The organism is Pectobacterium aquaticum (genome assembly GCF_003382565.3).
Taxonomy (GTDB): Bacteria; Pseudomonadota; Gammaproteobacteria; order Enterobacterales; family Enterobacteriaceae; genus Pectobacterium; species Pectobacterium aquaticum.
Genome location: NZ_CP086253.1, coordinates 3,857,180 through 3,881,263, shown reverse-complemented (window position 1 = coordinate 3,881,263; position 24,084 = coordinate 3,857,180). Strand labels below are relative to the sequence as shown.

The following is a 24,084-nucleotide window of genomic DNA, read 5'->3' as shown; positions in this document are numbered from 1 at the left end:
CTCCCCCCTGTTTTGCTCCCCGTCCGAAAAAACCGTCACAAGCATTAAAATTGGCTACGCTTAAAAAGCAGTCACTTTCGTACCCTTGAAATCCTACTCTCATAAAGAAGGAACCGAGTATGTTGAAAAAAGCGTTTGTTGCCATTTTCTCTTTGGTTATTCTCTTTGCGGTAGTTGGGTGCAATACCACCCGAGGTGTTGGGCAAGATGTTGAAGCGGGCGGGAAGGCCATTCAGCGCAGCACCCAATAGCCCAACGTGGGGAATAAATCGTAATAACTTTTCCGACTGGGAGAAAATGCCGTGATGGTGTTTTCTTCCCCGCGGCGAGATAATGTGAAAGTGGATCACTCGGAGAAGTAATAATGTCGCCTCTTTTCATTACTGTCGGCATGCTGACGTTGAGTAATATATTTATGACGTTCGCTTGGTACGGGCATTTGCGCTATTTCAGTGGCCGAACCTGGATAATTGCTGCGTTGATTAGTTGGGGGATCGCATTATTTGAATACCTCTTGCAGGTGCCAGCAAATCGGATTGGTTATCAGGTTGCTTCTGCCGGTCAACTGAAAATATTGCAGGAAGTGATCAGCCTTTCCGTATTTATCCCTTTTTCCATGTTCATTTTAAAAGAACCGTTCCGCACCGATTATATTTGGGCGGGGCTGTGCCTGCTGGGCGCGGTTTTCTTTATGTTCCGCGATAAGATTATGGGATAACCCATACCCGTCATACTTCAAGCTGCTTGTGCGTTGGCCGCCCTCACTCACCCCAGTCACTTACCTAAGTAAGCTCCTGGGGATTCGCTCGGTTGCCGCCTTCACGCAACTCGAATTATTTAGCAACTGTCTTGAACACTATTTTTCATGAGGTAATCAGGTGAAAAGACGCATCCCATTCCTTACCCGTTTTGAGCATAGCGTTCAGAATAGTCAGAAGTTTGCGCATGCAGGCAACCAGCGCGACTTTTTTCGGTTTGCCCGCCGTCACGAGACGCGTATAAAACGCGTGAATCACCGGATTAAACCGAGTCGCGACCAACGTTGCCATATACAACACGCTACGGACGTGGGCCCTACCACCAAATATTGTCCGCTTGCCCCGCATTTTGCCAGAGTCCCGATTGAGGGGCGCGACGCCTGCCAGCGCACTAATCTCGCGGCGCGAGAGTTTTCCCAGTTCGGGTATCTCTGCCAGCAACGTAGCGGTGGTCGTGGTTCCGACGCCTTTGACGCTATTGAGTAAACCGGACAAGGCGCTGAAGTGAATCTGAACATGCCTGTTCATGTCGTGGTCTATGCGAGCCAGCTCGTGTTTCAGCGCATCAATAATCGTTTTTATGCTCTTACGAGCCTGAGGATGAGCCTGAGTAAGGCGGTTACGTTCAGCGACAAGCATGGTCACGAGTTGGCGTCGGCGAGTGACGAGAGCCGCCAGAGCCTGACGTTGAGGGTCTGGCAGCGGTTGAATAAAACGTTCGCGCTCAGGATGACGGTCGATGACCTCGGCCATCATAGCCAAGGCTTTGGCATCAATCGTGTCGGTTTTGGCGAGGTATCCCATGGCCCGCGCGAAGTCTCTGGCCTGACGTGGGTTGATAACCACGACCTCAAACCCAGCGGCTTGTAACGAACAAGCGAGTGGGGCTTCGAGGCCACCAGTAGCCTCCATGAGGATAAGGGAAACAGGATGTTTTGCCAGTTCAGCCAGAATAGCGTCAAAGCCATCGAGGTCATTCCTGGCGGAAAAGGGCGGCAATGCGGAACCGATAGCGACATCGAGGGAGGCTTTGGAAACATCAATGCCGATGTGAAGTAAATTTGGCAGACTCATTTTTACCCCTCCTTGCAAATACGAAATGAGGTCAAACAACTGTACGGGTTTCAGATGAGTGACGCGGTTCATGCGCAATGAGCTAAATAACGGGCTTAGAAACCCCAGGGTAAACCAGGCTACATGAACCGTGCCAAACCTACATTGTCAATAATACCTAAACTTCAAGATACAAGGGTATAGCCGTTTTACCCCATTGTTGCGTTCGATATGCACCGATTACTGATTGACCCAGATAAGTGCCTCTGTCGGGAAGCCGTAGCGTTTGGCTGTGGCGACCAGTTTTTCGCGTGTCGCCGCATCCAACGTTGGCGTGCGTGAGAGAATCCACAGGTAGTCGCGGTTCGGCCCGCAAATCAGGGCATAGCGGTAGTCGTCGTCCAGTTCAATAATGTTATAGCCGCCATAGAACGGCCCGAAGAACGACACTTTTAGTGTGCCCCGCTGAGGCGAACCCGTGAAATACGCTTTCCCAATGCTCTCTTTCCATTCCTGTTTTTCGACGTTAAAGCCGCGATTGATAACCTTGATGCCCCCGTCATCCCGCGGGCTGTAGGTTGCCGTCACGCGTTCCATATTGCGTTCAAAGCGATGGTCGAGGCGGGCGATCTCATACCATGTGCCGAGGTAGCGATTAACGTCAAAATTTTCCACGACGGTGACGTTATCGGGCGGCGTCACGCTACAGGCAACAGAAAAGAGTGCCACCAGCGCGGCAATGCACGTTTTCCCGCATCGTCTGATTTTGAAGAGAAGGTTTTTGAATAAGGAGGTGTTAAAGCGAATAGCGTTAAAGGGCATCATATTGACATCTCATCGTTTTCATCTCTGTTCCAGTGTAGACGATGGATGTGGTCAGGCGGGGAAAATAAAACGGCCTGCAATGATGTCGTGCAGGCCATTTATACTCGTCATACTTCAAGTTGCATGTGCGTTGGCTACGTTCAGTTACCCGAATCACTTACCTAAGTAAGCTCATCGGGATGCCTTCTCTTGCCGCCTTCCTGAAACTCGAATTATTTAGGTATACAGCATTACATTTATAGCGCTGTATCTACAGCGTAACCACACCGATAACGGTAACCACGGTCAGGATTGCCGCCAGACCGTAGAACACCCACTTCCCTGCAGGAACGTGGATTTTCAGGTCATGCATCGCATGGTGGATACGGTGCAGGCCACACCAGAGCGGCAGCACAATCATCAGCAGTAAAAAGACACGGCCGATGAAGCTCTGGCTGAATGCGGCGATGCGCTCATAGGTTAACGCATCCGGGAACAAGCCCAGAGGCAGCATCACACCGACCAGCAGGATGATCACCGGAGCGAAGAACGCGCTCCACATCCCACCGGCGCCGAACAGGCCCCAGAAAGGCGGTTCGTCAGAACGTTTTGGCGTTGGGTTAATCACGTTATTTCTCCTGTTCAGAATAGTAAGGCGATCGCCAGAACGGCTACGGTTACCACCACGGTGACAGCCCACAGCCCTTTAATGATTGGCTCTGGCCCCATTTTTTCATCTTTAATCACGATGATGCTGGCCTTCGGTGCCAGTTCAAACCAGGTTTTGGTATGCAGCGCGGCAGCAAGCAGAGCAACGATATTGATCAGCAGCACCAGTGGGTTTTGCAGGAAGCTGACGAAGCCTGCCCAGCCTTCTGGCCCATTTTTCAGCGCGAAAACGCCGAACATCAGTACGATGCTGAACCAGACGGCAGGGACGGCAGTCCCTTCACGCAACATATAAAAGCGGTAGAACCCCAGCTTTTTCCACCAGGTCGGCGACATACCGCGAACATACGCTTTACGTTTAGATGTCATCATTGTCCCTCCCTTATTGTGGTTTCAGCATGGCGATCATGAAGTCTTTCGCACTTTCGACTTTGCCTTGCTGGATAGCCGCGGCGGGGTCGACGTGCTTTGGACACACTTCTGAGCAGTAGCCCACAAACGTACAGGACCAGACGCCGTTATTCCCGTTCAACTGCGCCATACGCTCTTTCTTGCCGTGATCGCGGTTGTCCAGGTTATAACGGTGTGCCAGCGTAATGGCCGCCGGACCGATGAACTCAGGGTTCAGGCCGAACTGCGGACATGCCGCATAGCACAGACCACAGTTAATACAGCCGGAGAACTGGTGATACTTCGCCATTTGCGCCGGAGTCTGTTTGTTCGGGCCGTCAGCCGGTTTACGATCGTTGCCGATGATATACGGCTTGATGGCTTCCAGACTCTCGATAAAGTGGGTCATATCGACCACTAAATCGCGCTCGATGGGGAAGTTGCCCAACGCTTCGACCTTCAGACCGTTCGTGTATTCACGCAGAAAGGTTTTACAGGCCAGTTTAGGGACGTTATTCACCATCATGCCGCAGGAACCACAGATCGCCATGCGGCAGGACCAGCGGTAGGAGAGGTCCGGTGCTAGGTTATCTTTGATATAACCCAGCGCATCCAGCAGGGACGTCTGCGTGTTGTACGGAACATCGAACGCCTCAAAATACGGTTCGCTGTCCTGTTCAGGGTTATAGCGCATGACTTCCATTTTCAGGGTTTTGATCATCTCAGCCATTCGCCTGCTCCTTCTTGTTGCCTTCCTGCGCATCACCTTCTGCACCGTAGACGCGTTTGGCCGGTGGAAGTTTGGTAATCTTCACATCGCTATACTCCAGACGAGGTGCGCCTTCCGGGTTATAGAACGCCAACGTATGCTTCAGGAAGTTAACGTCATCGCGCTCGGTGCAACCGTCATCCAGACGCTGGTGTGCGCCGCGGGATTCTTTACGGTTGATTGCTGAGTGCGCCATACATTCCGCAACATCCAGGCTATGGCCCAACTCAACGGTATACAGCAGGTCGGTGTTGAACACGCTGGAGCGGTCGGTGATTTTCACGCGTTTGAAGCGTTCTTTCAGCTCTGCCATCTTATCGACGGTTTTCTGCATCAGATCGGTGGTGCGGTAAATACCGCAGCCTTCTTCCATCGACATGCCCATTTCGTCGCGGATTTTCGCCCAGCTTTCTGTACCTTCCTGATTCATTAGGTCATGCAGACGCTGTTCGATGTCGCGCGTCTGTGCATCCAGCGCCGTGCCGTTGGCCGGTGCCGCCGCCTGTGCGCGCTGCACGGCGTGTTCACCCGCAACGCGACCGAAGACCACCAGTTCGGCCAGCGAGTTGGAACCGAGACGGTTCGCACCGTGCAGGCCAACCGAGGAGCATTCGCCGACGGCGAACAGACCCTTGATGCGGGTTTCGCAGTTCTGATCGGTTTCAATGCCGCCCATCGTGTAGTGCGCAGTAGGACGGATAGGAATCGGTTCTTTCACTGGATCGACGCCGACATAGGCTTTTGCCAGTTCGCAGATGAACGGCAGACGTTCCTGAAGTTTCTTCTCGCCGAGGTGGCGCAGATCGAGGTAAACCACATCGCCCAACGGGGTTGAGACGGTGCGGCCTGCGCGCCATTCGTGCCAGAACGCCTGCGAGACTTTATCGCGCGGCCCCAGCTCCATGTATTTGTTTTTCGGTTCGCCGAGCGGCGTTTCTGGGCCCATGCCGTAGTCTTGCAGGTAACGGTAGCCGTCTTTGTTGACCATGATGCCGCCTTCGCCACGGCAGCCTTCGGTCATCAGGATACCGGAGCCGGGCAAACCGGTCGGGTGATATTGAACGAATTCCATATCACGCAGTGGAACACCGTGGCGGAACGCCATACCCATGCCGTCACCGGTGACGATGCCGCCGTTGGTGTTGTAACGGTACACGCGACCCGCGCCGCCTGTCGCTAGCACCACGGCGTTAGCGCGGATCTGAATCAGCGAACCTTCCATCATATTGATGGCAACGAGACCGCGCGCCTGGCCGTCATCGACCAGAACGTCAAGGACAAAGTGCTCATCAAAACGTTGGATTTGTGGATATTTAAGGGAGGTTTGGAACAGGGTATGCAGCATGTGGAAGCCGGTCTTATCGGCGGCAAACCAGGTGCGTTCGATCTTCATCCCGCCAAAACGGCGCACGTTGACAGAACCATCCGGTTTACGGCTCCAGGGGCAGCCCCACTGTTCCAGTTGAATCATCTCTTCCGGGCAGTGTTTGACGAAGTGCTCAACAACGTCTTGTTCACATAGCCAGTCGCCACCGGAAACGGTGTCGTTGAAGTGATAATCGAAGCTATCGTGTTCCTGAGTCACCGCTGCTGACCCACCTTCTGCCGCCACGGTATGGCTACGCATTGGGTAGACTTTTGAGATCAGCGCAATTTTCAGTTGAGGGTTGGCTTCTGCGGCAGCAATTGCCGCTCGCAGGCCAGCGCCTCCGGCCCCGATAATGGCCAAATCGGCGTTAAAGGTTTGCAATGCATTCCTCCAGTTACTTAAGTTAATTAAGTTAAAATAAAAAAATAATATCTATTCGTTTCTGTCTTTATATCCGAGCTTAATATCAAACTCGCTGAAAATTATGTGATAGAGGTATAAAGAATAGATAAACCTATAATTTTTGTGTGGGAATGATTATACCGAATTATGGGTAGATGAAATTTGATGTGATCCTGCATTTTGTGGTTTTTTTAGCAGGTCGCGTATTTATTGATAAAAACGTGATCGAAAGGCTTATTTCGGGAGGAATAATGCTTTTATTTCTTTAATAACCCTTTTGAGATGGATATAAGAAAATGATCCACTGGATATAATTGACGGCTGCTATCCTTACCGCGCCTTCTTAGAGGGTAGAGCATGCGTTGCTGAAAAGCGCGTCTGGCTTTTTTTCCGCTGGAAATTTGGGCTGATGCGGGTAGACTGCACCCCCTGTTTGACTTTGGAGTAAGAACCATGAGCGAGACGACAAGTTGGCAACCTAGTGCTTCTGTCGCTAATTTGTTGAAACGAGCGTCGATCATTGCTGCTGTCCGACGTTTCTTCACCGATCGTGGTGTACTGGAGGTCGAAACGCCCGCGATGAGCCAGGCTACCGTAACGGATGTTTTCTTATGCCCGTTCCAGACCCGCTTCGTTGGCCCCGGTGCTGCGGATGGCATGACGCTGTATTTGATGACCAGCCCGGAATACCACATGAAGCGCCTGCTGGCTGCTGGAAGTGGACCGATCTTTCAGCTGTGCCGCAGCTTCCGCAATGAAGAGTCAGGCCGACACCACAACCCTGAATTCACCATGCTGGAATGGTATCGCCCTCACTATGATATGTACCGCCTGATGAATGAGGTCGATGACCTGTTGCAGCAGGTACTGGATTGTGAAAGTGCGGAAATGCTCTCCTATCAGCAAGCGTTTTTACGCCATCTGGAGATCGACCCTCTGTCTGTTGATAAAGCGCAACTGCGCGAAGCGGCAGAAAAACTCGGGCTGGGCGATATCGCCTGTCGTGAAGACGATCGCGATTCGCTGGTGCAGATGCTGTTTACCTTTGGCGTTGAGCCGCACATCGGGCGCGACAAACCGGCGTTTGTCTACCATTTCCCAGCAACACAGGCCTCGCTGGCAGAGATCAGTTCGGAAGACCATCGCGTCGCCGAACGTTTTGAAGTCTATTTCAAGGGGATCGAGCTGGCGAACGGCTTCCGTGAATTGACCGATGCCGATGAGCAACGTCAGCGCTTTGAGCAGGATAACCGCAAGCGTGCTGCGCGTGGTCTGCCACAGCAGCCGATTGATGAAAACCTGCTGGCGGCGCTGAAACACGGTCTGCCGGATTGTGCCGGTGTGGCGTTGGGCGTGGATCGTTTGATTATGCTGGCGCTGAATGCCGAGAAGCTGAGTGACGTGATTGCGTTCTCCGTAGAGCGCGCGTAACCGATCTGATACAGGGCGGTGCCACATCTGTCCACCGCCCGTTTTCCCTTCTTATAAGCTGCCCGGCGTCCGCTGCCGTGGCGTCAGCGTTTTCCCACTGCGCGACAGATTGTCCATTTTCACCTGGAACGGTGGGAAAGGAAGCTCCAGATTGTGCTTGCGGTAGTTTTCCAGAATCAACTGATGCAGTTCGTGACGCAGCGGCATACGGTGCCCCATTTCGGCGGCGAACACGCGCAGCTCGAAAATCTGGATGCCCTGTTGCAGGTCAACGAGGAAGGCTTCGGGCTCTGGCGTATCCAGAATCAGCGAACAGCGCTTCACTGCGTCCATCAGCAGTTCCGTGACTTCCTGACTGTTCGCGTTCGCCGGAGCAGGCACCGTCAGCACAACACGCGTGACCGAATCCGACAGCGACCAGTTGATAAACTGCTCGGTGATAAACGCCTTGTTCGGCACGATGATCTCTTTTCTATCCCAGTCGGAAATGGTGGTGGCGCGGGTATTAATCCGCATGACGCTACCCGTGAGATCGCGGATCGTGACCGTATCGCCGATACGGATCGGTTTCTCGAACAGGATGATCAGGCCGGAGATAAAGTTGGCGAAGATCTCCTGTAAACCGAACCCGAGCCCCACACCCAGTGCAGCAACCAGCCATTGCAGTTTCGACCATTCGATCCCGATCAACGAGAACCCCATCAGACAGCCGATCAGCATCAGAATATATTTGCTGATGGTGGTAATGGCGTAGCCGCTGCCCGGCGATAGATCCAGATGCTGTAAGATCGCCAGCTCCAGCAGGGCGGGCAAGTTACGCACCAGTTGCGCGGTAATAATAAAGATCAGAATCGCGATCAGTACCGATCCCAGCGTAATCGCCTGCACGCTTTCCACGCCCTTGACCGTGCTGGAGACATCCCACAGGCTAATATTTTCCATGAACGCGAAGGCGGAATGAATTTCCGACCACAGTGCGATAACGGAAACCAGTGCGATCAACGTCAGGATGGAACGCACCAGCTGCAAGGATTTGGCGCTGATGGCGTCCAGATCGACAACGGGCTCTTCCACCGCTTCCGAACTGCTTTCATGGGATGATGCAGACGGCGTGTCTTCTTCACCTTTGGCACGCTGCGCCAGAATTTCCGAACGTCGCTGTTTGGCGCGGTCGAAGGCGATGCGGCGGCGCTGAATTAACATCCAACGGCGGATAATGTGGTAAACCACCAGCAGGAAGAACCAGATAGAAACGGAGGTTTCCAAACGGGCTAACAGCGCCTGTGCGGTCGCCAGATAGCCGATGCAGGAGGCCAGCGCGGCAACGAGCGGCATGGCGATCAGGATGTTCCACATCGCACGGTTAACGGAGTTTTCCCCCGAGCCTTCTTTATCCAGATACAGCGGGATACCCGCGCGTTTTAATCCGGTGGTGACCAAACTCAACGCCATACAAAGCAGGATGAAGCAGAGCCGCCCGAGCGTGCTAGAGAACTCGTGATCGTTGAGCTTATCGAAAGTAATCAGCGCCATAATCAGCGGCACGATAAAGGCGATGGAGAGACGATAGTAGCGCATTGCTCTGGCTACGCGCTCCGGCGACCAGCGGAAGTGGACAATGAACAGCCCCTGCGGATGCGAGAATGAGGCACTGATCATCACCAGCCACATCAGCGGCACGGTGGCGGTCACGCTGTCGCCGATGGCGACGGCAATCGGGTAAGGCCAGGCGTTTTGCAGCCCGTATCCCAGAGCGGCCCAGAGCACCGGCAGCGGCAGGGCGGTAAGGATGGACCAGAACACGGTACGCAGCGTCAGCATAAAGTGATCGAGCGTGACCTTGCCGACGCGGCTGCTGGCGCGCTCCATAAACGCATGATAGTGGCGACGTGAGCTGATACTAAAACCAACCAGCAGCAGTGCGCCCAGCAGCGGCAGCACGGTTTCCTGACTGGTCACCATCATCACCAGCGCGCTACCCAGCTGCGTCAGCGTATCTAATGACAGCAGGCGGGTTAGATCCTGTACCAGTTTGAGCGGATAGGCGAACGTTACGGGATCGACATCCGCCACCCAGAACAGGTCGCGATGGGCTGCTTCCCGTGTTTCGGTTAGCGCATCCGCCAGCTGGTTATTGGCGACTTTGAGTTTGGTCAGTTCGAGTATCTGTGAATCACAGCCGGAGATCAGTGACGTCAGCAGGTCGCGCTGGGTTCGCATCTGATCGGCCAGAATACGCTGCTGTGCGCTGGTCAGCGGATCGCCGTTATCCTGCTTGGCATTATCAAGATCCTGAGGTTTGTTGATCAGGTCTTCAAAGTGCAGGCGCTGTACGCGCAGCTGCGCCATGTCGCTATCCAGCAACTGAGGTTTGGGCATTTCCGGCAAGCGGGCGATCTGTGCCCGTAAGGTTTCACCCAATATCGGTGAGACGCCAAGCCACTGCGCCTGTTCGCGGATGGTGCTCAGCGCCTGACGAACCTGAATGGTGTGCGTGGCAGCCTGACGCTGCTGAGAGGCGATGAGATCCATCCGCTGCGCTTGTTGATTCAGCGCGACGGAGAGCTCGCGGTTAACCTGTAGCTGCTTGCTGATGACGCTGGGTAAATCGCCACTTTGTTCCGCGAGTAGTTCTGTACGTTCTAATGCCTGTTCGGCTTCGCGCTGGCGCAGGTTGTTGAGTCTGCTGCGTAAATCCTGTTGCAGCAGATCCAGCCTGTCGTGACGCTTTTTATACAGTTCGACGCGTAGCCGAGACAACTCTTGACGATTGCTGGCTGACAGCTGTGCCAGTTCCAGTTCGTCTACTCGACTTTTCCGCAGGGCTGATTCGGCCTGAAGCGCGACAAGCTGCGCTTGCCCCAGCGGGGTAGCAGGAGTACCGAGAGACTGAATACGGCGTTCCGCCTCGCTTTGCATGCGGCTGGCTTCAGTTTGCTGCTGCGGAAGCTGGCTCAGTGAATCACTGATTTCACGCAGCCTATCCTGTTCTTGCTGGAGCTGGCGAGCCTGTTCCAACAGCTGGCTGCTGGTTTGCAGTAGCTGCTGTTCGAGATCGTTGCTAGAGAGATTTTCTGAAATAGACGAGGGTTTGCCATCTTCGGCATTAAGCTGGCGACGCAGCTCTTGAACCAGCTTGGGGAAATCATCAATGACGCGCTGGTACTGTGTGGCGCGCTCCAGTGACGCTTTGCGGTCCTGCAGGGTGTTCAGTGCGGCCTGATATTCTTCAACGACTTTCGCCTGATCGGCGGCACCTTTGTTGGCTTCCGCCTGCTGTAGCTGCTGGCGTAGCTGCGTCTCATTGGGCGCAGTGGCAGCCAACGCGGCAGTTGATAATAAACATCCCAAAAGAAAAGTCAGAATCAGACGCACGTTAGCTACCTTTATTACAGTATTACAAACAACACTCTTACAAGCGACGAAAGTCGGACGTTATTTACGGCACGTCGGGTTTGTGGCCCGTCTTGCCTGATGCATCGGCCGCAGGATGTTGTCCCTCAACCTGAACGGGCTCAGATGCTACTGCGGCAGGCGACAGTGCGGCGTCGTTGGCTTCCAGCTCGGTGCCTTCCGGGAAGACAACAGGCGTTTGCTCATCCTGACGGACTTCGGCAAACGGTTCGCCCATACGCGTCACGCTTAGGGTATTCAGGTGTGCAGCAAACTGGAGATTATTGCCTGCAGCAAACAGGTTAATCACGGTTGAGCCGAGCTTGAAGCGACCCATTTCCTCGCCTTTCGCCAGCACGACGGCACCTTCTTCACCCGCCTGTGGGTAAGTCCAACGCTTGATGATGCCTTCACGCGGTGGCGTCACCACGCCTGACCACACGGTTTCGATGCTGCCGACAATGGTCGCACCGACCAGAATCTGTGCCACTGGGCCGAATTCAGTATCAAACAGGCAAATGACGCGTTCGTTACGTGCAAACAGATTCGGCACGTTATCGGCCGTCAGCAGATTGACGGAGAACAGGTCACCCGGCACATAAATCATCTCGCGCAGCACGCCGTCGCACGGCATGTGGAGGCGGTGATAATCACGTGGAGAAAGATAAATGGTGGCAAACAGGCCGTCGCGGAACAGATCGGCCATCACATAGTTACCTGCCAGCAACGCTTCCAGCGTGTAGTCGTGATTCTTCGCCTGAATCAGCTTGCCGTCGGTAATGGGGCCAAACTGCGACAGTACGCCGTCTGCGGGCTGCACCAGACGGTGCGCGTGGGGATCGACAGGACGAATGCCTTGGCGCAGAGGGCGAACGAAAAATTCGTTAAACGTGCGGTAGGAGGCGGTATCCGGCTGCTGTGCTTCCTGCATGTTGACGTTGTATTGGCGGACAAACAGATCGATCACCAGCTTGGTGAGTTTTCCTGCACGCTTATTTGCTCCCCAGCCCGCTAAGCGGGTCAGCCAGATCTTGGGAAGCCAATACTGTAATGTGATTTTGATATTATCCAGCACTGTGAGCCTCTTGGATTAATAGTGCGCCATAAAATAATTTGTCATGAAGAAATGCGGCATAAAACAAGCTGTCTGGGGAACACGCCTGACATTGCCAGCCCCAGCCCAGAAAGCCGACGGTAGTTTAGAGGGTAAGTTGGCTCACCTACCCTCAAAGGGGGCGCATTGTAGCGACGGTCATGATAAATGTCAGTTCTCTGTATCCGAAAAGCCTTTACGCGTTTTTACTTGCGCCATGCTCTCCAGAATCCGGTGATAGTTATCAAAGCGTTCTGTGGCAATCTCTCCGCGCGCAAGTGCGGCATTGATCGCGCAGCCTGGATCGTTTTCATGTTTACAGTCGCGGAACTTACACGAGCCGATGTGTTTACGTAATTCAATGAAACCACTCGTCACCTGTTCAGGCTCCAGATGCCACAGACCAAATTCACGTACGCCCGGTGAGTCGATCACGTCACCGCCGTGCGGGAAGTGGTAAAGCCGGGAGGCGGTGGTAGTGTGTTGCCCCAACCCTGAGTTATCAGACACCTCATTCACCAGAATGCGTTCTTCACCCAGTGCGAGCAGCGCATTAAGCAGGCTGGATTTCCCGACACCTGACTGCCCGGCGAAAATACTGATACGGTCAGTGAGTGCCTGCTCCAGTTCGGGGATACCCTGTTGAGTATGGCTGGAAACCATCAACACGCGATAGTCGAGGGCACGGTAGATATCCATTTTTTTATCAACAAACTGGCGGGATTTGTCATCCAGCAAGTCAATTTTGTTCAGCACGATCAGTGGGTCGATCTCCAGCGTTTCGCAGGCGACCAGATAGCGATCGATAATGTTCAGCGACAGCTCAGGCAAGATCGCCGAAACGATCACGATCTGATCGATATTGGCGGCGATCGGTTTAATGCCATCGTAATAGTCGGGGCGGGTCAGGACGGAATGGCGAGGGTGAACGGCTTCCACGATCCCGCTGATGCCAGCGAGTGATTCATGGCCGGGGCGCCAGACGACGCGGTCGCCCGTGACCAGCGATGAAATGGTCCGACGAATGTTGCAGCGGTGCACCACGCCATCGGTGGCTTCCACATCGGCGTGCATACCGAATCGGCTGATGATAATACCTTCCTGCGCATCGCCCAGTTGGCTATCTTCCCATTCGACTTTGCTTTCCGTTTTTTTCAGGCGACGCTGGTGGTTTGCGCTAACCCGACGCTGCTGACCTTTCGACAGTTTCTTTTTGCTCACTGAGCCTCACTTAAGACGATTTATCGTTCACGACAGCGGATTGTCGCTCGCCGCGTTTGAACAGACTATAATACACCCTATTTGATTTTAATTAACTGATACCACCTTATCGGTATCAGCATTGAGATTGATACTGGTATCCTTGCCTCGACGACAGGGCACAATGCAACAGGAATTCCCACGATGGTAGATGAAAATAACCTGATCTGGATCGATCTTGAGATGACGGGTCTGAACCCAGATCACGATCGCATCATTGAGATCGCAACGCTGGTGACGGATGCAAACTTAAATGTGTTGGCCGAAGGGCCTGTCATGGCGGTGCACCAGTCAGACAGCCAGCTGGCACTGATGGATGACTGGAATGTGCGTACGCACGGTGCCAGCGGCCTGACGGATCGCGTCAAAGCCAGCACGACGGATGAACGCGCTGCCGAGTTGGAAACGCTGGCGTTTCTACAAAAATGGGTACCGGCGGGTAAATCGCCGATCTGTGGCAACAGCATCGGCCAGGATCGCCGCTTCCTGTTCCGCTATATGCCAGAGCTGGAAGCTTACTTCCACTACCGCTATCTGGATGTCAGCACGCTCAAAGAACTGGCGCGGCGCTGGAAGCCAGAAATCCTGACGGGTTTTAAGAAGCAAGGTACGCATCAGGCGATGGACGACATTCGCGAATCACTGGCGGAACTGGCCTATTACCGTGAGAATTTTCTGCGGCTGTAGATGAAGCAAGACGGGGAGGGCGTGATGTGCAGCGAACCTCTGCTATTTACGTCACAACGTCTGTTTTGTCGGCGCATGTCTATTTTATCAACATATTGTTTTTTTTATCAGCAGTCAGACAATTTTTCATTTTGGGGGGCTTGCGGTTAAACGGATTTCTCGTATAATGCGCACCCCATACCGATGAAGAATTTCAATTAAAGAACTTCAACATCGTGTAAAGATTTCCCGGGCGGGAATAGCTCAGTTGGTAGAGCACGACCTTGCCAAGGTCGGGGTCGCGAGTTCGAGTCTCGTTTCCCGCTCCAAGTTTTATCACTGTTTGTCACCATACAAGCCGTGTGCAGTAATCAGACGCAACGCCTGTTAGTGTCTGTCCGATATGCGGGAATAGCTCAGTTGGTAGAGCACGACCTTGCCAAGGTCGGGGTCGCGAGTTCGAGTCTCGTTTCCCGCTCCAATCTTTTTTACTTTCTGTTATTAACTCTTAGTCAGATTATTTCTTATCCTTTTTTTTTGCGGGTCGTATTTCCGTTTAGCTCTATGGCTCGGAAGGGATGATATCATCGCTATTCAGGTGGCCGAATTCAGTGTGCCGCTACATATCGCGCGCTGGCAGGAGCTAAGTCAGTGCAATCCGTTTCCGCCAAACGCGATTTCTTGATTTCGGGTAACCAACATTGATGAAATACCGCCACTTCCTGTTTGATCTTGATGACACGCTGTTGGACTTCAAAGCTTCTGAGCGTCTTTCGTTTGCGCGTACGCTGACGAACCTTGGCGTCGATATTGAGAATACGACCCTGTTCGCAGACTATCAGCGCGAGAATTCTCAGCTATGGAGCGAGTTTGAAAAGGGGGAAATCTCCAAGGATCTCCTGAAAGTCGAACGATTTCGGCGCATTTTTTCCCTTCATCGCATCGATATCGATCCCCACAAAGCGAGCAATCTCTATCTGGAATGCCTGCCTGAGACCGTGGTGTTGGTGGATGGCGCGGTTCAGATCTGTGAAGCGCTTGCCGAGATCGGTGAAGTTGGCATTATTACCAACGGCATTGAGTATGTGCAGGCGCAGCGAGTGGCAAATTCGGGCCTGGCGGATTGGCTCTCGTTTGTCGCCACCTCTGAGGCGTGCGGCTTCGCCAAGCCGGATGCACGCATCTTCGAGTTCTCCGCCAGCAAGTTCCGCTCTTTCAAAAAAACCGAGGCGATCATCGTGGGCGATAGGCTCGATGCCGATATTCTTGGGGCGAACCTGTACGGCATAGACAGCTGCTGGTTCAACGCAGGCGGAGCCGCCAACGATTCGGACATCATCGCGCCAACCTACGAGGCCGCAACCCTCCTGGATGTCTTCACGCAGCTCAGTGCGAAGTCTTAAGCCTGTATCGCATAATATCAACGACAATCGCCGCGATTAATTCTCGGTGGATTGTCGTCGCTCTCTGGTTGTCAGTTTCCTGAATAAGAAAACGGTTCAAGATAAAAAGAGCGTCTGAGACGAGTTACATAATAAGTTTTAAGTCAGCTTTTCTGTGACGCTTTTGATCATCATAGAAATTTTTATGTGAACCGAAGCTCAATAAATATATTTCAAGTTTAGCGTCAACCCAGCTATAACTCAGGAGATATTGCTGGTTACTCATATAAAATTTATGTACCCAAAGATAATTCAGACCACCCTTTTTGGGCTCACCAATCTCAGGTTCGTCAATGATAAGTTCAATTTGTTCATCGACGGTTTTCTGTTCTTGTTCTGTCAGAGAGGCAAATTTCTTCTCAAAACGGCGTGACTGATATATCTCAAGATTTTTCCCAGTCTCTTCTGCGCACATATTTTGTCATTCTTCCATTGTCGATTTCTGATTTCGCCAGCAGGATTTCGTTGATGAAGGAAAAAGGTAATTCAGGGTTATCCTCAGCAATACGGCCAATTTTAGCCCAGTACTCTATTTGCTTTGGCACGCTTCGGCTCATTGCTTCTGCATGTACTTTCACTTCTTCGACAAAATCATCATCTAGGCGGATGCTTGTTGCCATATTTCGGTACTCCATGATGTAGTCACCACAGCCTTTTAGTGGTGGTTTCAATGATACGTCACCTTTCGACGTACTACGGATTTCAGTTTGCGACAAATTGACGCAATGCGTAAAAACTGGGTACGGCGACGCTGGTTCTGGGATGCCGTATAAAGGCGGGCTTTTGCTCGAGTGTCTTCTCGTCATTGAAAGCAAGGTCTGCAAATCGCGGCAGTCTATCTGCGCAATAAATTCCAGCGGTACACGATAGCTCTGCGTAACGTCGTCCCAAGGGAAAATGCACACGTCTTTTCCATCTTCACTTTCTTTCCAGCACTCCTCGTATTCGAGCAGAATGTCTTCAGCGACGCTGACACTAGGGTAGGGGATATCGACAGGTAAATCCGGCAGGCCGCCCAGCCGATGATTGCCCAGCGCTGTCTGGTTACCCTCTGTGCCATGATAGAAATCGACGTTGCTGCGTAAAGTGCCAGCCACTGCATGGGCTATGGGGGTGATGGTATCCGCTGAGAGCAGTGCATCCACAAGGTGCTGCCGTAACGGAGAATGCTCCGCCAGCAGCGGGTGGATAGCGGGATTGACAGCCACGGAGGGATTGGCCGACTCTTCCGTGTGTATGATTGGCATAACTATTCCTGTCTGAATGGCACTTCAAAGTATCGGAGTACTCGATAGGGTGAGCCTGATGCCTACATTCACTCTTCACCCAGCGAACGCGATACGCGTTCTTTTCTTAATACGCCCTGTATGCCAACAAACAGCACGCCGGTTAGCAACAAGATGGCGATGAGACCGTCGTAACCGTAAAACGTGATGGCTGCGCCAGAGAACAGCGGCCCGCTGATACTGCCCGCAGACCACACCAGCCCCAGAAGTGAATTCATCACAATCAGTCGCTGACCAGCAAATTTCTGACCTGCCCGCACCAGAGACAGTGTGTAGAGCCCGCCTGCCGCTGCGCCCAGTACGATACAGACGGGAACCAGAAGTGCAGGGGAGGAGAATGAGAAGGTGATCAATACCAGCATCACGCAGAACAGGATGCCGCAGCTGATGTGGGTTTTGATGATGCCGCATTTGTCTGCCAGCCAGCCAATCGGTGTCTGAAATACGGCATCGCCCAGAAAAATGAGTGTGACCAGTAATATCGCAGATTTTTCGTCTAAGCCCTGTTCCATGCCGTAAAGCGGAAAGAGCGCAAGTATGCTGGCATCGAAGAAGGAGAAGCAGAGCACGCCAGAGGCGATTGCCGGGAGAAAAGGAATAAGATCTCGATAAGACGTCGAGGACTGTTCATCTGCCTGAACCATCGTGGCGCAGTTCCTCAGCATGAACGCACACGCGGCGGATATGCCACAAATCAGCCATAGCGCATAGATTTGAATAGGCTCCCCAGCGGCAATAAGCAGCGGCCCTATCAGCTGACATCCTGTGAAAACGGAAGCATACAGCCCTGTCAGCGTCGCTTTGTGTTTGTCAGAAGCCCGGCTGGTGACCCAGGTTTCTCCCAGCACCACCAAAACCCCCGAGGCCAGCCCGGTTAACAAGCGCGGTAAAATGAGTGATACGGGGTGTGACAGCAGGAATGAGGCCACGGTTGAGGCTGCCAGAATAATCAGGCTGCCGGATAACAGATAGCTAGCGTGCAGGTGGCGGCTGAGCCACGGCGTAACGAAGGAGGATAGCATCATCCCCGCTGCCGGAAGAGCCGCCAGAATACCGAGCGTCGCCGTGCTGTGCCCGTGCTCCGCCAGTTTCAGGCTGATCAGCGGTAGCGTGTACCCTGTCACCAATCCCACGAGTGAGGCGGCGATAATCATGTTCAGTGTCGTGAAGTTTGATTCACGGGAATGTGCTGTCATTATACTTCCAGTGTGGGTTTAACAAGTATTCTCGACCCCGGAAAGGCCGGTGGACACTTCCTGCATTAGCCAGGTATGAAATCGTACATACTTTTCATTTTGCTCAAGGGGGATGGGCGATAACAGATAATAAGCAGACCCATCCCGCGCAAATCCATACGGTGCATGCAGTTGCCCGTTTGCCGCTGCCAGGTTGCCCACGCTTTCGGTCGCGTTCCGGTATAGAGCAAACGCATCCCTTCCAGACTGTTTTTTCGCTCGGTTTTGTCGCGGCTTACCTGCCCCATCCATTCGTCACACACCTTTACCGCATGTGTTTGCGGATCCCAGTGAAAATCGTCACGCCGCAGCGCGAGGTCAACGCCGCTACGCACAAAATCAATCGGCCCGCCCGCAGCCACCAGATGAAGTTTGATATCGGGATGCGCCTGATTAAAAGCCGGTAGCCGCGGAATCAGCCATTTCATGGCAATCGTGGGCTCGCATGACAGCGTCAGCACGTTATCCTGTGCACTTTGCTGTAGCCGATAGACCGCGCCTTCGAGCTGCTCGAAGACGGACTGCGTGACCGTATGCAAAGAACGCCCCGCTGCGTTTAAAAAGATCGCGCGGTTGCGTCGTTCAAATAGCTCAACCCCCAGCGCCTCTTCCAGCAATTTACTCAGCGCGTTTGGCATTGCCTGCTGCGTCCAGATCCATGTGATGTATACCGTTTTTGGCATCGCGGTATTTATTGTTAACTCTCCGATACTGTTTATGGCGATGAAGGTTCTGGGACCGTCCTATCTGATTTATCTGGGGTACACGTCATTAACCAATACGACAAAAATAACATTAGAAGAGGCATCCAGTCATGCGCCGTCATCGCTTGCTGCATTTCGCATGGGCTTTCTCACCAATGCACTTAACCCAAAAACCATGCTGTTTGTCGTCGCTATCTATACTCAGGTCGTGCAGCCTGGTAGCCCAATAAGCCATAATTTTGGCTATGGGTTATTCATGTCAGTGGCGCACTGGGTTTGGTTCAGTCTTGTTGCGCTGTTTTTTGCTGCACCGTCCATGCGTCGCCGGCTGATCGATCGTCAACATTGGGTCGACAAAGGTATCGGTGTTGCCCTGATTGCGTTAGGCGCGTCTCTGGCATTGACCAACATTACCCTCTGATAAGGTGAGATTCATCGGATCGGGCAAGAAAACCATCGAAATGCTATACCTGTCTGCTGAGGGATTTAGGAAAATAGTCGATTTCTTAACATGATCGATTCTCAACATGATCGGTTTCTCAACAGAAAAGGAAATAGCCATGCTTGTACATGCGTATGGGGCCCATGCGGGCGATAAACCTCTTGAACCGTTGCAGATCGTCCGTCGTGCGCCGGGAGCCCACGATGTCCAGATTGAGATTGCGTACTGCGGTATCTGCCACTCGGACCTGCATCAGGTGCGTGCTGAATGGGCAGGAACACAGTTTCCCTGCGTGCCCGGCCATGAAATCGTCGGACGGGTGTCGGCGGTAGGGGCACATGTCTCCGCCTTTAAGGCGGGCGATCTGGTCGGTATTGGCTGCATTGTGGACAGCTGTCGACACTGCGAAGAATGTGATGATGGCTTAGAAAACTACTGTGATGGCATGGTCGGCACGTATAACGGCCCGACTGCGGATGAACCCGGCTGGACGCTTGGCGGCTACTCCCAGCAGATTGTCGTGCATGAGCGCTATGTGCTGCGCGTTCGTCATTCCGAGGCGGAACTGGCTGCGGTCGCGCCGCTGCTGTGTGCGGGAATTACCACCTATTCCCCGCTGCGCCACTGGAATGCTGGGCCGGGTAAGAAGGTCGGCGTTGTGGGTATCGGCGGGCTTGGCCACATGGGGATCAAACTGGCGCATGCCATGGGGGCTTATGTTGTGGCGTTCACCACGTCTGAATCCAAACGTGAAGATGCCAAGGCGCTGGGCGCAAATGAAGTCGTGGTGTCTCGTAACGCAGAAGAAATGGCAGCGCACGCGGGCAGCTTCGATTTAATCCTGAATACTGTGGCTGCGCCGCACGATCTGGATGCGTTTCTGGTTCTGTTGAAGCGCGATGGCGCGCTAACGCTGGTCGGCGCGCCTGCGTCACCGCATCCTTCTCCGAACGTGTTCAACCTGATCATGAAACGCCGTACGGTGGCGGGATCGATGATCGGTGGCATTCCTGAAACGCAGGAAATGCTGGATTTCTGTGCCGAACATGGGATTGTTTCTGATATTGAGCTTATCCGCGCCGACGAAATCAATGAGGCCTACGAGCGGATGCTCAAAGGCGATGTGAAATACCGCTTCGTCATTGATAACGCCACGCTGAACGTATGTCCCACAGCACGGATTTCCCTGTGCTGTGGGGCTGTCATGACGTGATTTACGACGCTCTCTAAAACCACTCCATCGTAATTTCCTGTCACCAAAGACGTGTAAATGCGGTACTATTCATCGTCATATCTTTATACCAACGCGTTGATTTTCCTTCTCTATCACAGCGAAAAGACAGTTTAAAATAAGCATTTATTCTGGTTTCGCCCTCCTGCTATGTTCGCGACCTCCTACTGCTACAGAATGACGAGAAAGGCAAATAATAATGCTTTCGTGCTACCTTTTTGGCGGTTGGTAAATCTCATCAATACCGTGCTTTGGGGCAACGTTTCATCTGCGATAAATAATATTGAAGAATTTGAATGGTACGCCGATTCGGAAGGCGAAAAGTGCTGTATGCCGGGAAGCTATGCGGTATTCGGGCTGGGTCTGAGCGAGGTGGGATATTTTTCACTCGTCAAAGATTACATGGAAAGTGTGGATGATGAGCATCAATCGGTACAGGATGGCTTCATTCGTGCATTTTTCGATAAGCATGGTGTGACGGCACAGAACGTGGCGACTTTGGTTGCTTGCCTGAGCCATGCGACGGAAAGGTTAAAGCTGAATATGCTGCCTGCGCTAGAAGATGACGCGCTGTTCGAACAGCTGGTCGACGAAGTTCGGGTGCGAGAACCTGTTGTGATAGAACATATTGTGTATCTCATCTGGGGGCAACACCAAAAAGCTCACTGCACTGGTGAAAAAATCGGAAGCGAAGCGCGGCGCGCTATTGACGTCGCTCATTCAGGCTTCTGCCTAATCGTAAACGTAATGACGACAATGTCCGGAGTGAGGCCGGAGGTGTCTCACTCTGCTAAGGAACGTGCTTATGACCGCTATTCTGCTGCTGGACCCGCGGGCCGATGAGATTGGCTCTGTCTTAAATCATGCTGCACCAGAGCTTGAGCTGGTGCTCTCTAACGGTACGGTAGAGCAGGCCGCAAGCTGCCCGATTTGGCTGGGTGAACCGGATACCGCTGCGGCATTGCTGGCTCAGGGAGCCAAACCAAAGTGGCTACAGTCGACCTGGGCAGGGTTCAAACCGCTGTTGGCCGATGGGCTACCGCGAGATTATCGCTTAAGCCGCGCCGTTGGCGTGTTTGGTCAGCCGATAGCCGAATATGTGATTGCCTATATGCTCAGGCATGAGCTGCGTCTGGGGGAACGGCAAGCCAGTCAGGAAGAGCGGCGCTGGGATCACCGTTTACCGGGATCGCTGGCGGATAAAAAGGTGCTGATTGTCGGTGCGGGAGAGATCGGCTGCGAGGTTGCTGGCTTCTTACGGCCTTTTGGCGTTGAGCTATACGGCGTTGTCAGTACGCCAAGGCAGCGGCCTGATTTTAAACGGATCATGAGCTTAGCGGAGTTACCCGCTGCGGTACCGAAGGCCGATTATGTAATCAACCTTCTGCCGGACACCTCGGCAACCACCGATATCTATGATGCAAGTCTGTTTGCCGCCATGAAGCCTTCGGCGCTGTTTATCAATGTCGGGCGCGGGAGTGCCGTGGTAGATGATGATTTACGGGCGGCGTTGTGTGATGCGCAAATTGAGGGAGCAGTGCTGGATGTATTCAGGCAAGAGCCGTTGCCGTACAGCCATCCGTTCTGGAAAACGCCGAACCTGACGTTGACGGCACACATTGCCGGGCCGATGGTGCCTGGACTCATGGGACGATTATTCCTGGAGAATCTTGCTCGTTTCCAGGCTGATAATACGCTGCGTGGCGAGGTGGATTTTAGTCGCGAGTATTGAATGATTATTTAGTAAATAATTAATGAGCGAATTAATTGTATTTGATAATAATTTTAATTCGCTCATTTAAAACATTTCATTTTAAATATTTTTGTAAGATCTTGTTGAGATTATACGTCGTGTCGGTGTAATACTACCTTCGCTTAACGTTCAGTATTTGTTAAATATTAAATAATAAGTCTGCATTCTATTTGAGAATACTCAAAGATAAGGAAATATTGGGATGAAATACCATCGTTTAAATGTATATCTTGCGGCTGCCGGATTGGCATTCTGCATGGGTTCAGCGATCGCTGAAACCAGCGTTTCTGTCGAAGTGAAAGATATTGGGAAACTACAAAAGAAAGGTACGGTTTCTGTATTTGATGCTCCCAATAGTATACAAGCACATGCCGCAAGTCATTATAAATTCCACAAAGCTGAAAATGAGGGGGTTGTCGTTATTACTCCCAATGCACCAACTGCGAAGGCTGATGCAAACAGCGCACAAAAAAAGTCGTTATCAAGCAGTCAGGCTCTGGCAAATGACAGTTCATTCACCCCGCTGTGTCCAACCCTTGCAGTAAACTCAATCTATACGCTGGATGGACTGCAAAGCGGCGGTAGCGCCTGCTATCACTTTGAAATCACTCAGCGTTCTAAAACAACCGCTTTCGTCGTAGGCATGAGCCCTGAAACAGATATTGCTCTTAGTTTGATGCGGGACGATGGCCAGAATAATGTGACGGCAATTAATTATTCAAACCAAGCAGGGAATGCTGATGAAGCTACGTTGGATTTAACTCCACCGGGGCACTATTACTGGTTTATGGAGGCCAATACGGCAGATGGCTCCGGTTTTAATTTTGGCGCTATCGTTAATACGAATGTTGATGCCTATGAGTTAAATGATATTCCTTCTCTGGCATATCCCTTGTCTGATAATTTGAGGGAAATTGAAGGTAACTCTGATAGTGATTCTGATGCGGATTACTACGAATTTATCGCACTACGCGGCCAGCATGTATTGTTTCGTCTTGATGGCATTACTAGTGGGACGAATAATAATTGGTTACTTGCGTACTCGACTAACGGTGGGAATTCTTGGGTAACCAGTTCTACGGGACAGGAAAATACGATCGTTCCCTCCCAGCCAAATGAAAAAATTCTGGTAAGAGTTTTACCAAATCCATCAGCGTTGCCGACAGTATCTCAGAAATATAAGTTGTCTGTAGGCTCTAAAATTGCTGGATTCACTTCTTCTGTTAAAGGAGAGGATACGGTTCTACGTATTCCAAATGCGGCTCCGACAACTTATGGTTTCATGACTACGCAAGCCTATCGTGACGTTACCTGGAACGTTCGTATTACCGATTCAACTGGAACTGGTATTCCAAATATTATTGCGCTTTTTTACCTCGACCAACGAGAAAATAACGGTAATTTGGAGTTTAATCCGAGTAACGGTCATGGGGCAATAACTGATGCCAACGGAGTTGCATCGGGAACCGTGAAACTGGATGCCTGTCAGGCTGATCACACCACGGAGTTCCAAGACTATAGTCAGGGTTATATCAATACTTGGAGAACAACCTATGATGTCGGTGCATGGAAGATCACAGTCCCTTATCAGTATGATGTTGGTGTAGGTGGTAACAACTCTAAGTACGTCACATTTGGGCACCTCTGTAAGCAAACTTTGTTGAAAAGCGTAAAATCCTGATACGCGGAAGCTAATGAAATATCAGGCCGCCTTAAACTCGGGCGGCCTTGTTGTAGGCGCTCTCATTGCTCTACCGCCACGGCGCATAGCGGGTTAAAACTGGATGGTAAGGTTTTCGGTGAAAAGGGCTTGCCACGTTAAGTTGATTAGTACATAATGCTGACCGTCGAATCACTTGTTTAGTAAATAATGATTAAATTCATTAGGTTACATGTTATTTGATAGGGTTTAATTGGTTTCGGCATGGTTTGCT

22 protein-coding genes, 2 tRNA genes and 1 pseudogene are annotated in these 24,084 nt (G+C 52.1%); 12 read left to right on the top strand and 13 right to left on the bottom strand.

Annotation, left to right across the window (positions count from 1 at the left end; genetic code table 11):
* Positions 1–119 precede the first annotated feature (119 nt).
* Both DMB82_RS17955 and DMB82_RS17950 read left to right on the top strand, forming a co-directional pair.
* Positions 120–251, top strand: a complete 132-nt coding sequence (locus DMB82_RS17955) for an entericidin A/B family lipoprotein (protein ID WP_102119429.1) — start codon at positions 120–122, stop codon at positions 249–251.
* 113 nt (positions 252–364) lie between these two features.
* Positions 365–718, top strand: a complete 354-nt coding sequence (locus tag DMB82_RS17950) for a DMT family protein (protein ID WP_005972979.1) — start codon at positions 365–367, stop codon at positions 716–718.
* Positions 719–863: 145 nt separating this feature from the next.
* Here the strand turns inward: DMB82_RS17950 and DMB82_RS17945 are convergent, their stop codons facing one another.
* The 6 genes from DMB82_RS17945 to frdA form a co-directional block, all read right to left on the bottom strand.
* The gene (locus tag DMB82_RS17945; RefSeq protein WP_102119603.1) at positions 864–1,832 is read right to left on the bottom strand and encodes an IS110 family RNA-guided transposase; all 969 of its coding nucleotides are present in this window, start codon (positions 1,830–1,832) and stop codon (positions 864–866) included.
* Positions 1,833–2,051: 219 nt separating this feature from the next.
* The gene (locus tag DMB82_RS17940) at positions 2,052–2,636 is read right to left on the bottom strand and encodes a lipocalin family protein (RefSeq protein WP_102119405.1); all 585 of its coding nucleotides are present in this window, start codon (positions 2,634–2,636) and stop codon (positions 2,052–2,054) included.
* 250 nt (positions 2,637–2,886) lie between these two features.
* Positions 2,887–3,243: a fumarate reductase subunit FrdD gene (gene frdD / locus DMB82_RS17935; protein WP_005972985.1), complete on the bottom strand. Its 357-nt coding sequence runs from the start codon at positions 3,241–3,243 to the stop codon at positions 2,887–2,889.
* A 14-nt stretch (positions 3,244–3,257) separates the two neighbouring features.
* Positions 3,258–3,653, bottom strand: coding sequence for a fumarate reductase subunit FrdC (gene frdC, locus DMB82_RS17930; RefSeq protein ID WP_102119418.1), 396 nt, complete (start codon positions 3,651–3,653; stop codon positions 3,258–3,260).
* A 13-nt stretch (positions 3,654–3,666) separates the two neighbouring features.
* Positions 3,667–4,404, bottom strand: coding sequence for a succinate dehydrogenase/fumarate reductase iron-sulfur subunit (locus tag DMB82_RS17925; protein WP_095700727.1), 738 nt, complete (start codon positions 4,402–4,404; stop codon positions 3,667–3,669).
* The gene (gene frdA / locus DMB82_RS17920) at positions 4,397–6,193 is read right to left on the bottom strand and encodes a fumarate reductase (quinol) flavoprotein subunit (protein WP_102119406.1); all 1,797 of its coding nucleotides are present in this window, start codon (positions 6,191–6,193) and stop codon (positions 4,397–4,399) included. Before frdA ends, DMB82_RS17925 begins: the two co-directional genes overlap by 8 nt.
* Before the next feature lie 474 nt (positions 6,194–6,667).
* Between frdA and epmA the strand changes: the two genes are divergently transcribed.
* Positions 6,668–7,645 (top strand): elongation factor P--(R)-beta-lysine ligase, encoded by a 978-nt coding sequence (epmA, locus tag DMB82_RS17915; RefSeq protein WP_116163155.1) that lies wholly within the window; start codon positions 6,668–6,670, stop codon positions 7,643–7,645.
* Between the two features lie 51 nt (positions 7,646–7,696).
* Here epmA and mscM read toward each other — a convergent pair whose 3' ends face one another.
* The 3 genes from mscM to rsgA all read right to left on the bottom strand — a co-directional run bounded on the left by mscM (position 7,697) and on the right by rsgA (position 13,352).
* Positions 7,697–11,020: a miniconductance mechanosensitive channel MscM gene (gene mscM / locus DMB82_RS17910; protein WP_116163153.1), complete on the bottom strand. Its 3,324-nt coding sequence runs from the start codon at positions 11,018–11,020 to the stop codon at positions 7,697–7,699.
* A gap of 64 nt (positions 11,021–11,084) precedes the next feature.
* On the bottom strand, positions 11,085–12,113 hold the full coding sequence (asd, locus tag DMB82_RS17905; protein WP_116163151.1) for an archaetidylserine decarboxylase: 1,029 nt from the start codon (positions 12,111–12,113) through the stop codon (positions 11,085–11,087).
* A 189-nt stretch (positions 12,114–12,302) separates the two neighbouring features.
* Complete coding sequence (gene rsgA, locus DMB82_RS17900; RefSeq protein WP_116163150.1) at positions 12,303–13,352, bottom strand: small ribosomal subunit biogenesis GTPase RsgA; 1,050 nt, start codon at positions 13,350–13,352, stop codon at positions 12,303–12,305.
* A gap of 183 nt (positions 13,353–13,535) precedes the next feature.
* Here rsgA and orn point away from each other — a divergent pair, with 183 nt between their 5' ends.
* From orn to DMB82_RS17880, 4 genes are all read left to right on the top strand, one after another.
* On the top strand, positions 13,536–14,078 hold the full coding sequence (gene orn / locus DMB82_RS17895; protein ID WP_010283124.1) for an oligoribonuclease: 543 nt from the start codon (positions 13,536–13,538) through the stop codon (positions 14,076–14,078).
* A 232-nt stretch (positions 14,079–14,310) separates the two neighbouring features.
* Positions 14,311–14,386, top strand: a tRNA-Gly gene (locus DMB82_RS17890).
* Between the two features lie 76 nt (positions 14,387–14,462).
* A tRNA-Gly gene (locus DMB82_RS17885) sits at positions 14,463–14,538 on the top strand.
* Positions 14,539–14,761: 223 nt separating this feature from the next.
* Complete coding sequence (locus DMB82_RS17880) at positions 14,762–15,460, top strand: YjjG family noncanonical pyrimidine nucleotidase (protein WP_116163148.1); 699 nt, start codon at positions 14,762–14,764, stop codon at positions 15,458–15,460.
* Between the two features lie 124 nt (positions 15,461–15,584).
* On the opposite strand, the gene DMB82_RS17875 is transcribed toward DMB82_RS17880, so the two are convergent.
* The 4 genes and pseudogenes from DMB82_RS17875 to DMB82_RS17855 all read right to left on the bottom strand — a co-directional run.
* Positions 15,585–15,914 (bottom strand): type II toxin-antitoxin system RelE/ParE family toxin, encoded by a 330-nt coding sequence (locus tag DMB82_RS17875; RefSeq protein ID WP_116163147.1) that lies wholly within the window; start codon positions 15,912–15,914, stop codon positions 15,585–15,587.
* Positions 15,883–16,119 carry a TA system antitoxin ParD family protein gene (locus DMB82_RS17870; protein WP_116163145.1) on the bottom strand — a complete coding sequence of 79 codons (237 nt, stop codon included), beginning with the start codon at positions 16,117–16,119 and terminating at the stop codon, positions 15,883–15,885. The genes DMB82_RS17875 and DMB82_RS17870 overlap by 32 nt, the downstream gene beginning before the upstream one ends.
* A 695-nt stretch (positions 16,120–16,814) precedes the next feature.
* On the bottom strand, positions 16,815–17,981 hold the full coding sequence (locus DMB82_RS17860) for an MFS transporter (RefSeq protein WP_116163144.1): 1,167 nt from the start codon (positions 17,979–17,981) through the stop codon (positions 16,815–16,817).
* Positions 17,982–17,999: 18 nt separating this feature from the next.
* Positions 18,000–18,640 (bottom strand): annotated as a pseudogene (locus tag DMB82_RS17855) (LysR substrate-binding domain-containing protein); the annotation flags it as partial.
* Between the two features lie 43 nt (positions 18,641–18,683).
* Here DMB82_RS17855 and DMB82_RS17850 point away from each other — a divergent pair.
* The 5 genes from DMB82_RS17850 (at position 18,684) to DMB82_RS17830 (ending at position 23,831) form a co-directional block, all read left to right on the top strand.
* On the top strand, positions 18,684–19,145 hold the full coding sequence (locus DMB82_RS17850) for a LysE family translocator (RefSeq protein ID WP_267132201.1): 462 nt from the start codon (positions 18,684–18,686) through the stop codon (positions 19,143–19,145).
* A gap of 139 nt (positions 19,146–19,284) precedes the next feature.
* A complete protein-coding gene (locus tag DMB82_RS17845; protein WP_116163140.1) occupies positions 19,285–20,379 on the top strand; it encodes an NAD(P)-dependent alcohol dehydrogenase in 1,095 nt (364 codons plus the stop codon).
* A gap of 195 nt (positions 20,380–20,574) precedes the next feature.
* Complete coding sequence (locus DMB82_RS17840; RefSeq protein ID WP_228400016.1) at positions 20,575–21,240, top strand: DUF6138 family protein; 666 nt, start codon at positions 20,575–20,577, stop codon at positions 21,238–21,240.
* On the top strand, positions 21,203–22,129 hold the full coding sequence (locus tag DMB82_RS17835) for a D-2-hydroxyacid dehydrogenase (RefSeq protein ID WP_116163138.1): 927 nt from the start codon (positions 21,203–21,205) through the stop codon (positions 22,127–22,129). The genes DMB82_RS17840 and DMB82_RS17835 overlap by 38 nt, the downstream gene beginning before the upstream one ends.
* A 223-nt stretch (positions 22,130–22,352) precedes the next feature.
* Positions 22,353–23,831 carry a hypothetical protein gene (locus DMB82_RS17830; RefSeq protein ID WP_116163136.1) on the top strand — a complete coding sequence of 493 codons (1,479 nt, stop codon included), beginning with the start codon at positions 22,353–22,355 and terminating at the stop codon, positions 23,829–23,831.
* Positions 23,832–24,084: the final 253 nt, after the last annotated feature.

Excerpts from the sequence above, each read along its gene's own strand:
- DMB82_RS17955 (WP_102119429.1), top strand. The coding sequence starts at position 120 with ATGTTGAAAAAAGCGTTTGTTGCCATTTTCTCTTTGGTTATTCTCTTT.
- DMB82_RS17950 (WP_005972979.1), top strand. The coding sequence starts at position 365 with ATGTCGCCTCTTTTCATTACTGTCGGCATGCTGACGTTGAGTAATATA.
- DMB82_RS17945 (WP_102119603.1), bottom strand. The coding sequence starts at position 1,832 with ATGAGTCTGCCAAATTTACTTCACATCGGCATTGATGTTTCCAAAGCC.
- DMB82_RS17940 (WP_102119405.1), bottom strand. The coding sequence starts at position 2,636 with ATGATGCCCTTTAACGCTATTCGCTTTAACACCTCCTTATTCAAAAAC.
- frdC (WP_102119418.1), bottom strand. The coding sequence starts at position 3,653 with ATGACATCTAAACGTAAAGCGTATGTTCGCGGTATGTCGCCGACCTGG.
- DMB82_RS17925 (WP_095700727.1), bottom strand. The coding sequence starts at position 4,404 with ATGGCTGAGATGATCAAAACCCTGAAAATGGAAGTCATGCGCTATAAC.
- epmA (WP_116163155.1), top strand. The coding sequence starts at position 6,668 with ATGAGCGAGACGACAAGTTGGCAACCTAGTGCTTCTGTCGCTAATTTG.
- orn (WP_010283124.1), top strand. The coding sequence starts at position 13,536 with ATGGTAGATGAAAATAACCTGATCTGGATCGATCTTGAGATGACGGGT.
- DMB82_RS17880 (WP_116163148.1), top strand. The coding sequence starts at position 14,762 with ATGAAATACCGCCACTTCCTGTTTGATCTTGATGACACGCTGTTGGAC.
- DMB82_RS17875 (WP_116163147.1), bottom strand. The coding sequence starts at position 15,914 with ATGTGCGCAGAAGAGACTGGGAAAAATCTTGAGATATATCAGTCACGC.
- DMB82_RS17870 (WP_116163145.1), bottom strand. The coding sequence starts at position 16,119 with ATGGCAACAAGCATCCGCCTAGATGATGATTTTGTCGAAGAAGTGAAA.
- DMB82_RS17860 (WP_116163144.1), bottom strand. The coding sequence starts at position 17,981 with ATGACAGCACATTCCCGTGAATCAAACTTCACGACACTGAACATGATT.
- DMB82_RS17850 (WP_267132201.1), top strand. The coding sequence starts at position 18,684 with ATGTATACCGTTTTTGGCATCGCGGTATTTATTGTTAACTCTCCGATA.
- DMB82_RS17845 (WP_116163140.1), top strand. The coding sequence starts at position 19,285 with ATGCTTGTACATGCGTATGGGGCCCATGCGGGCGATAAACCTCTTGAA.
- DMB82_RS17840 (WP_228400016.1), top strand. The coding sequence starts at position 20,575 with ATGACGAGAAAGGCAAATAATAATGCTTTCGTGCTACCTTTTTGGCGG.
- DMB82_RS17835 (WP_116163138.1), top strand. The coding sequence starts at position 21,203 with ATGACCGCTATTCTGCTGCTGGACCCGCGGGCCGATGAGATTGGCTCT.
- DMB82_RS17830 (WP_116163136.1), top strand. The coding sequence starts at position 22,353 with ATGAAATACCATCGTTTAAATGTATATCTTGCGGCTGCCGGATTGGCA.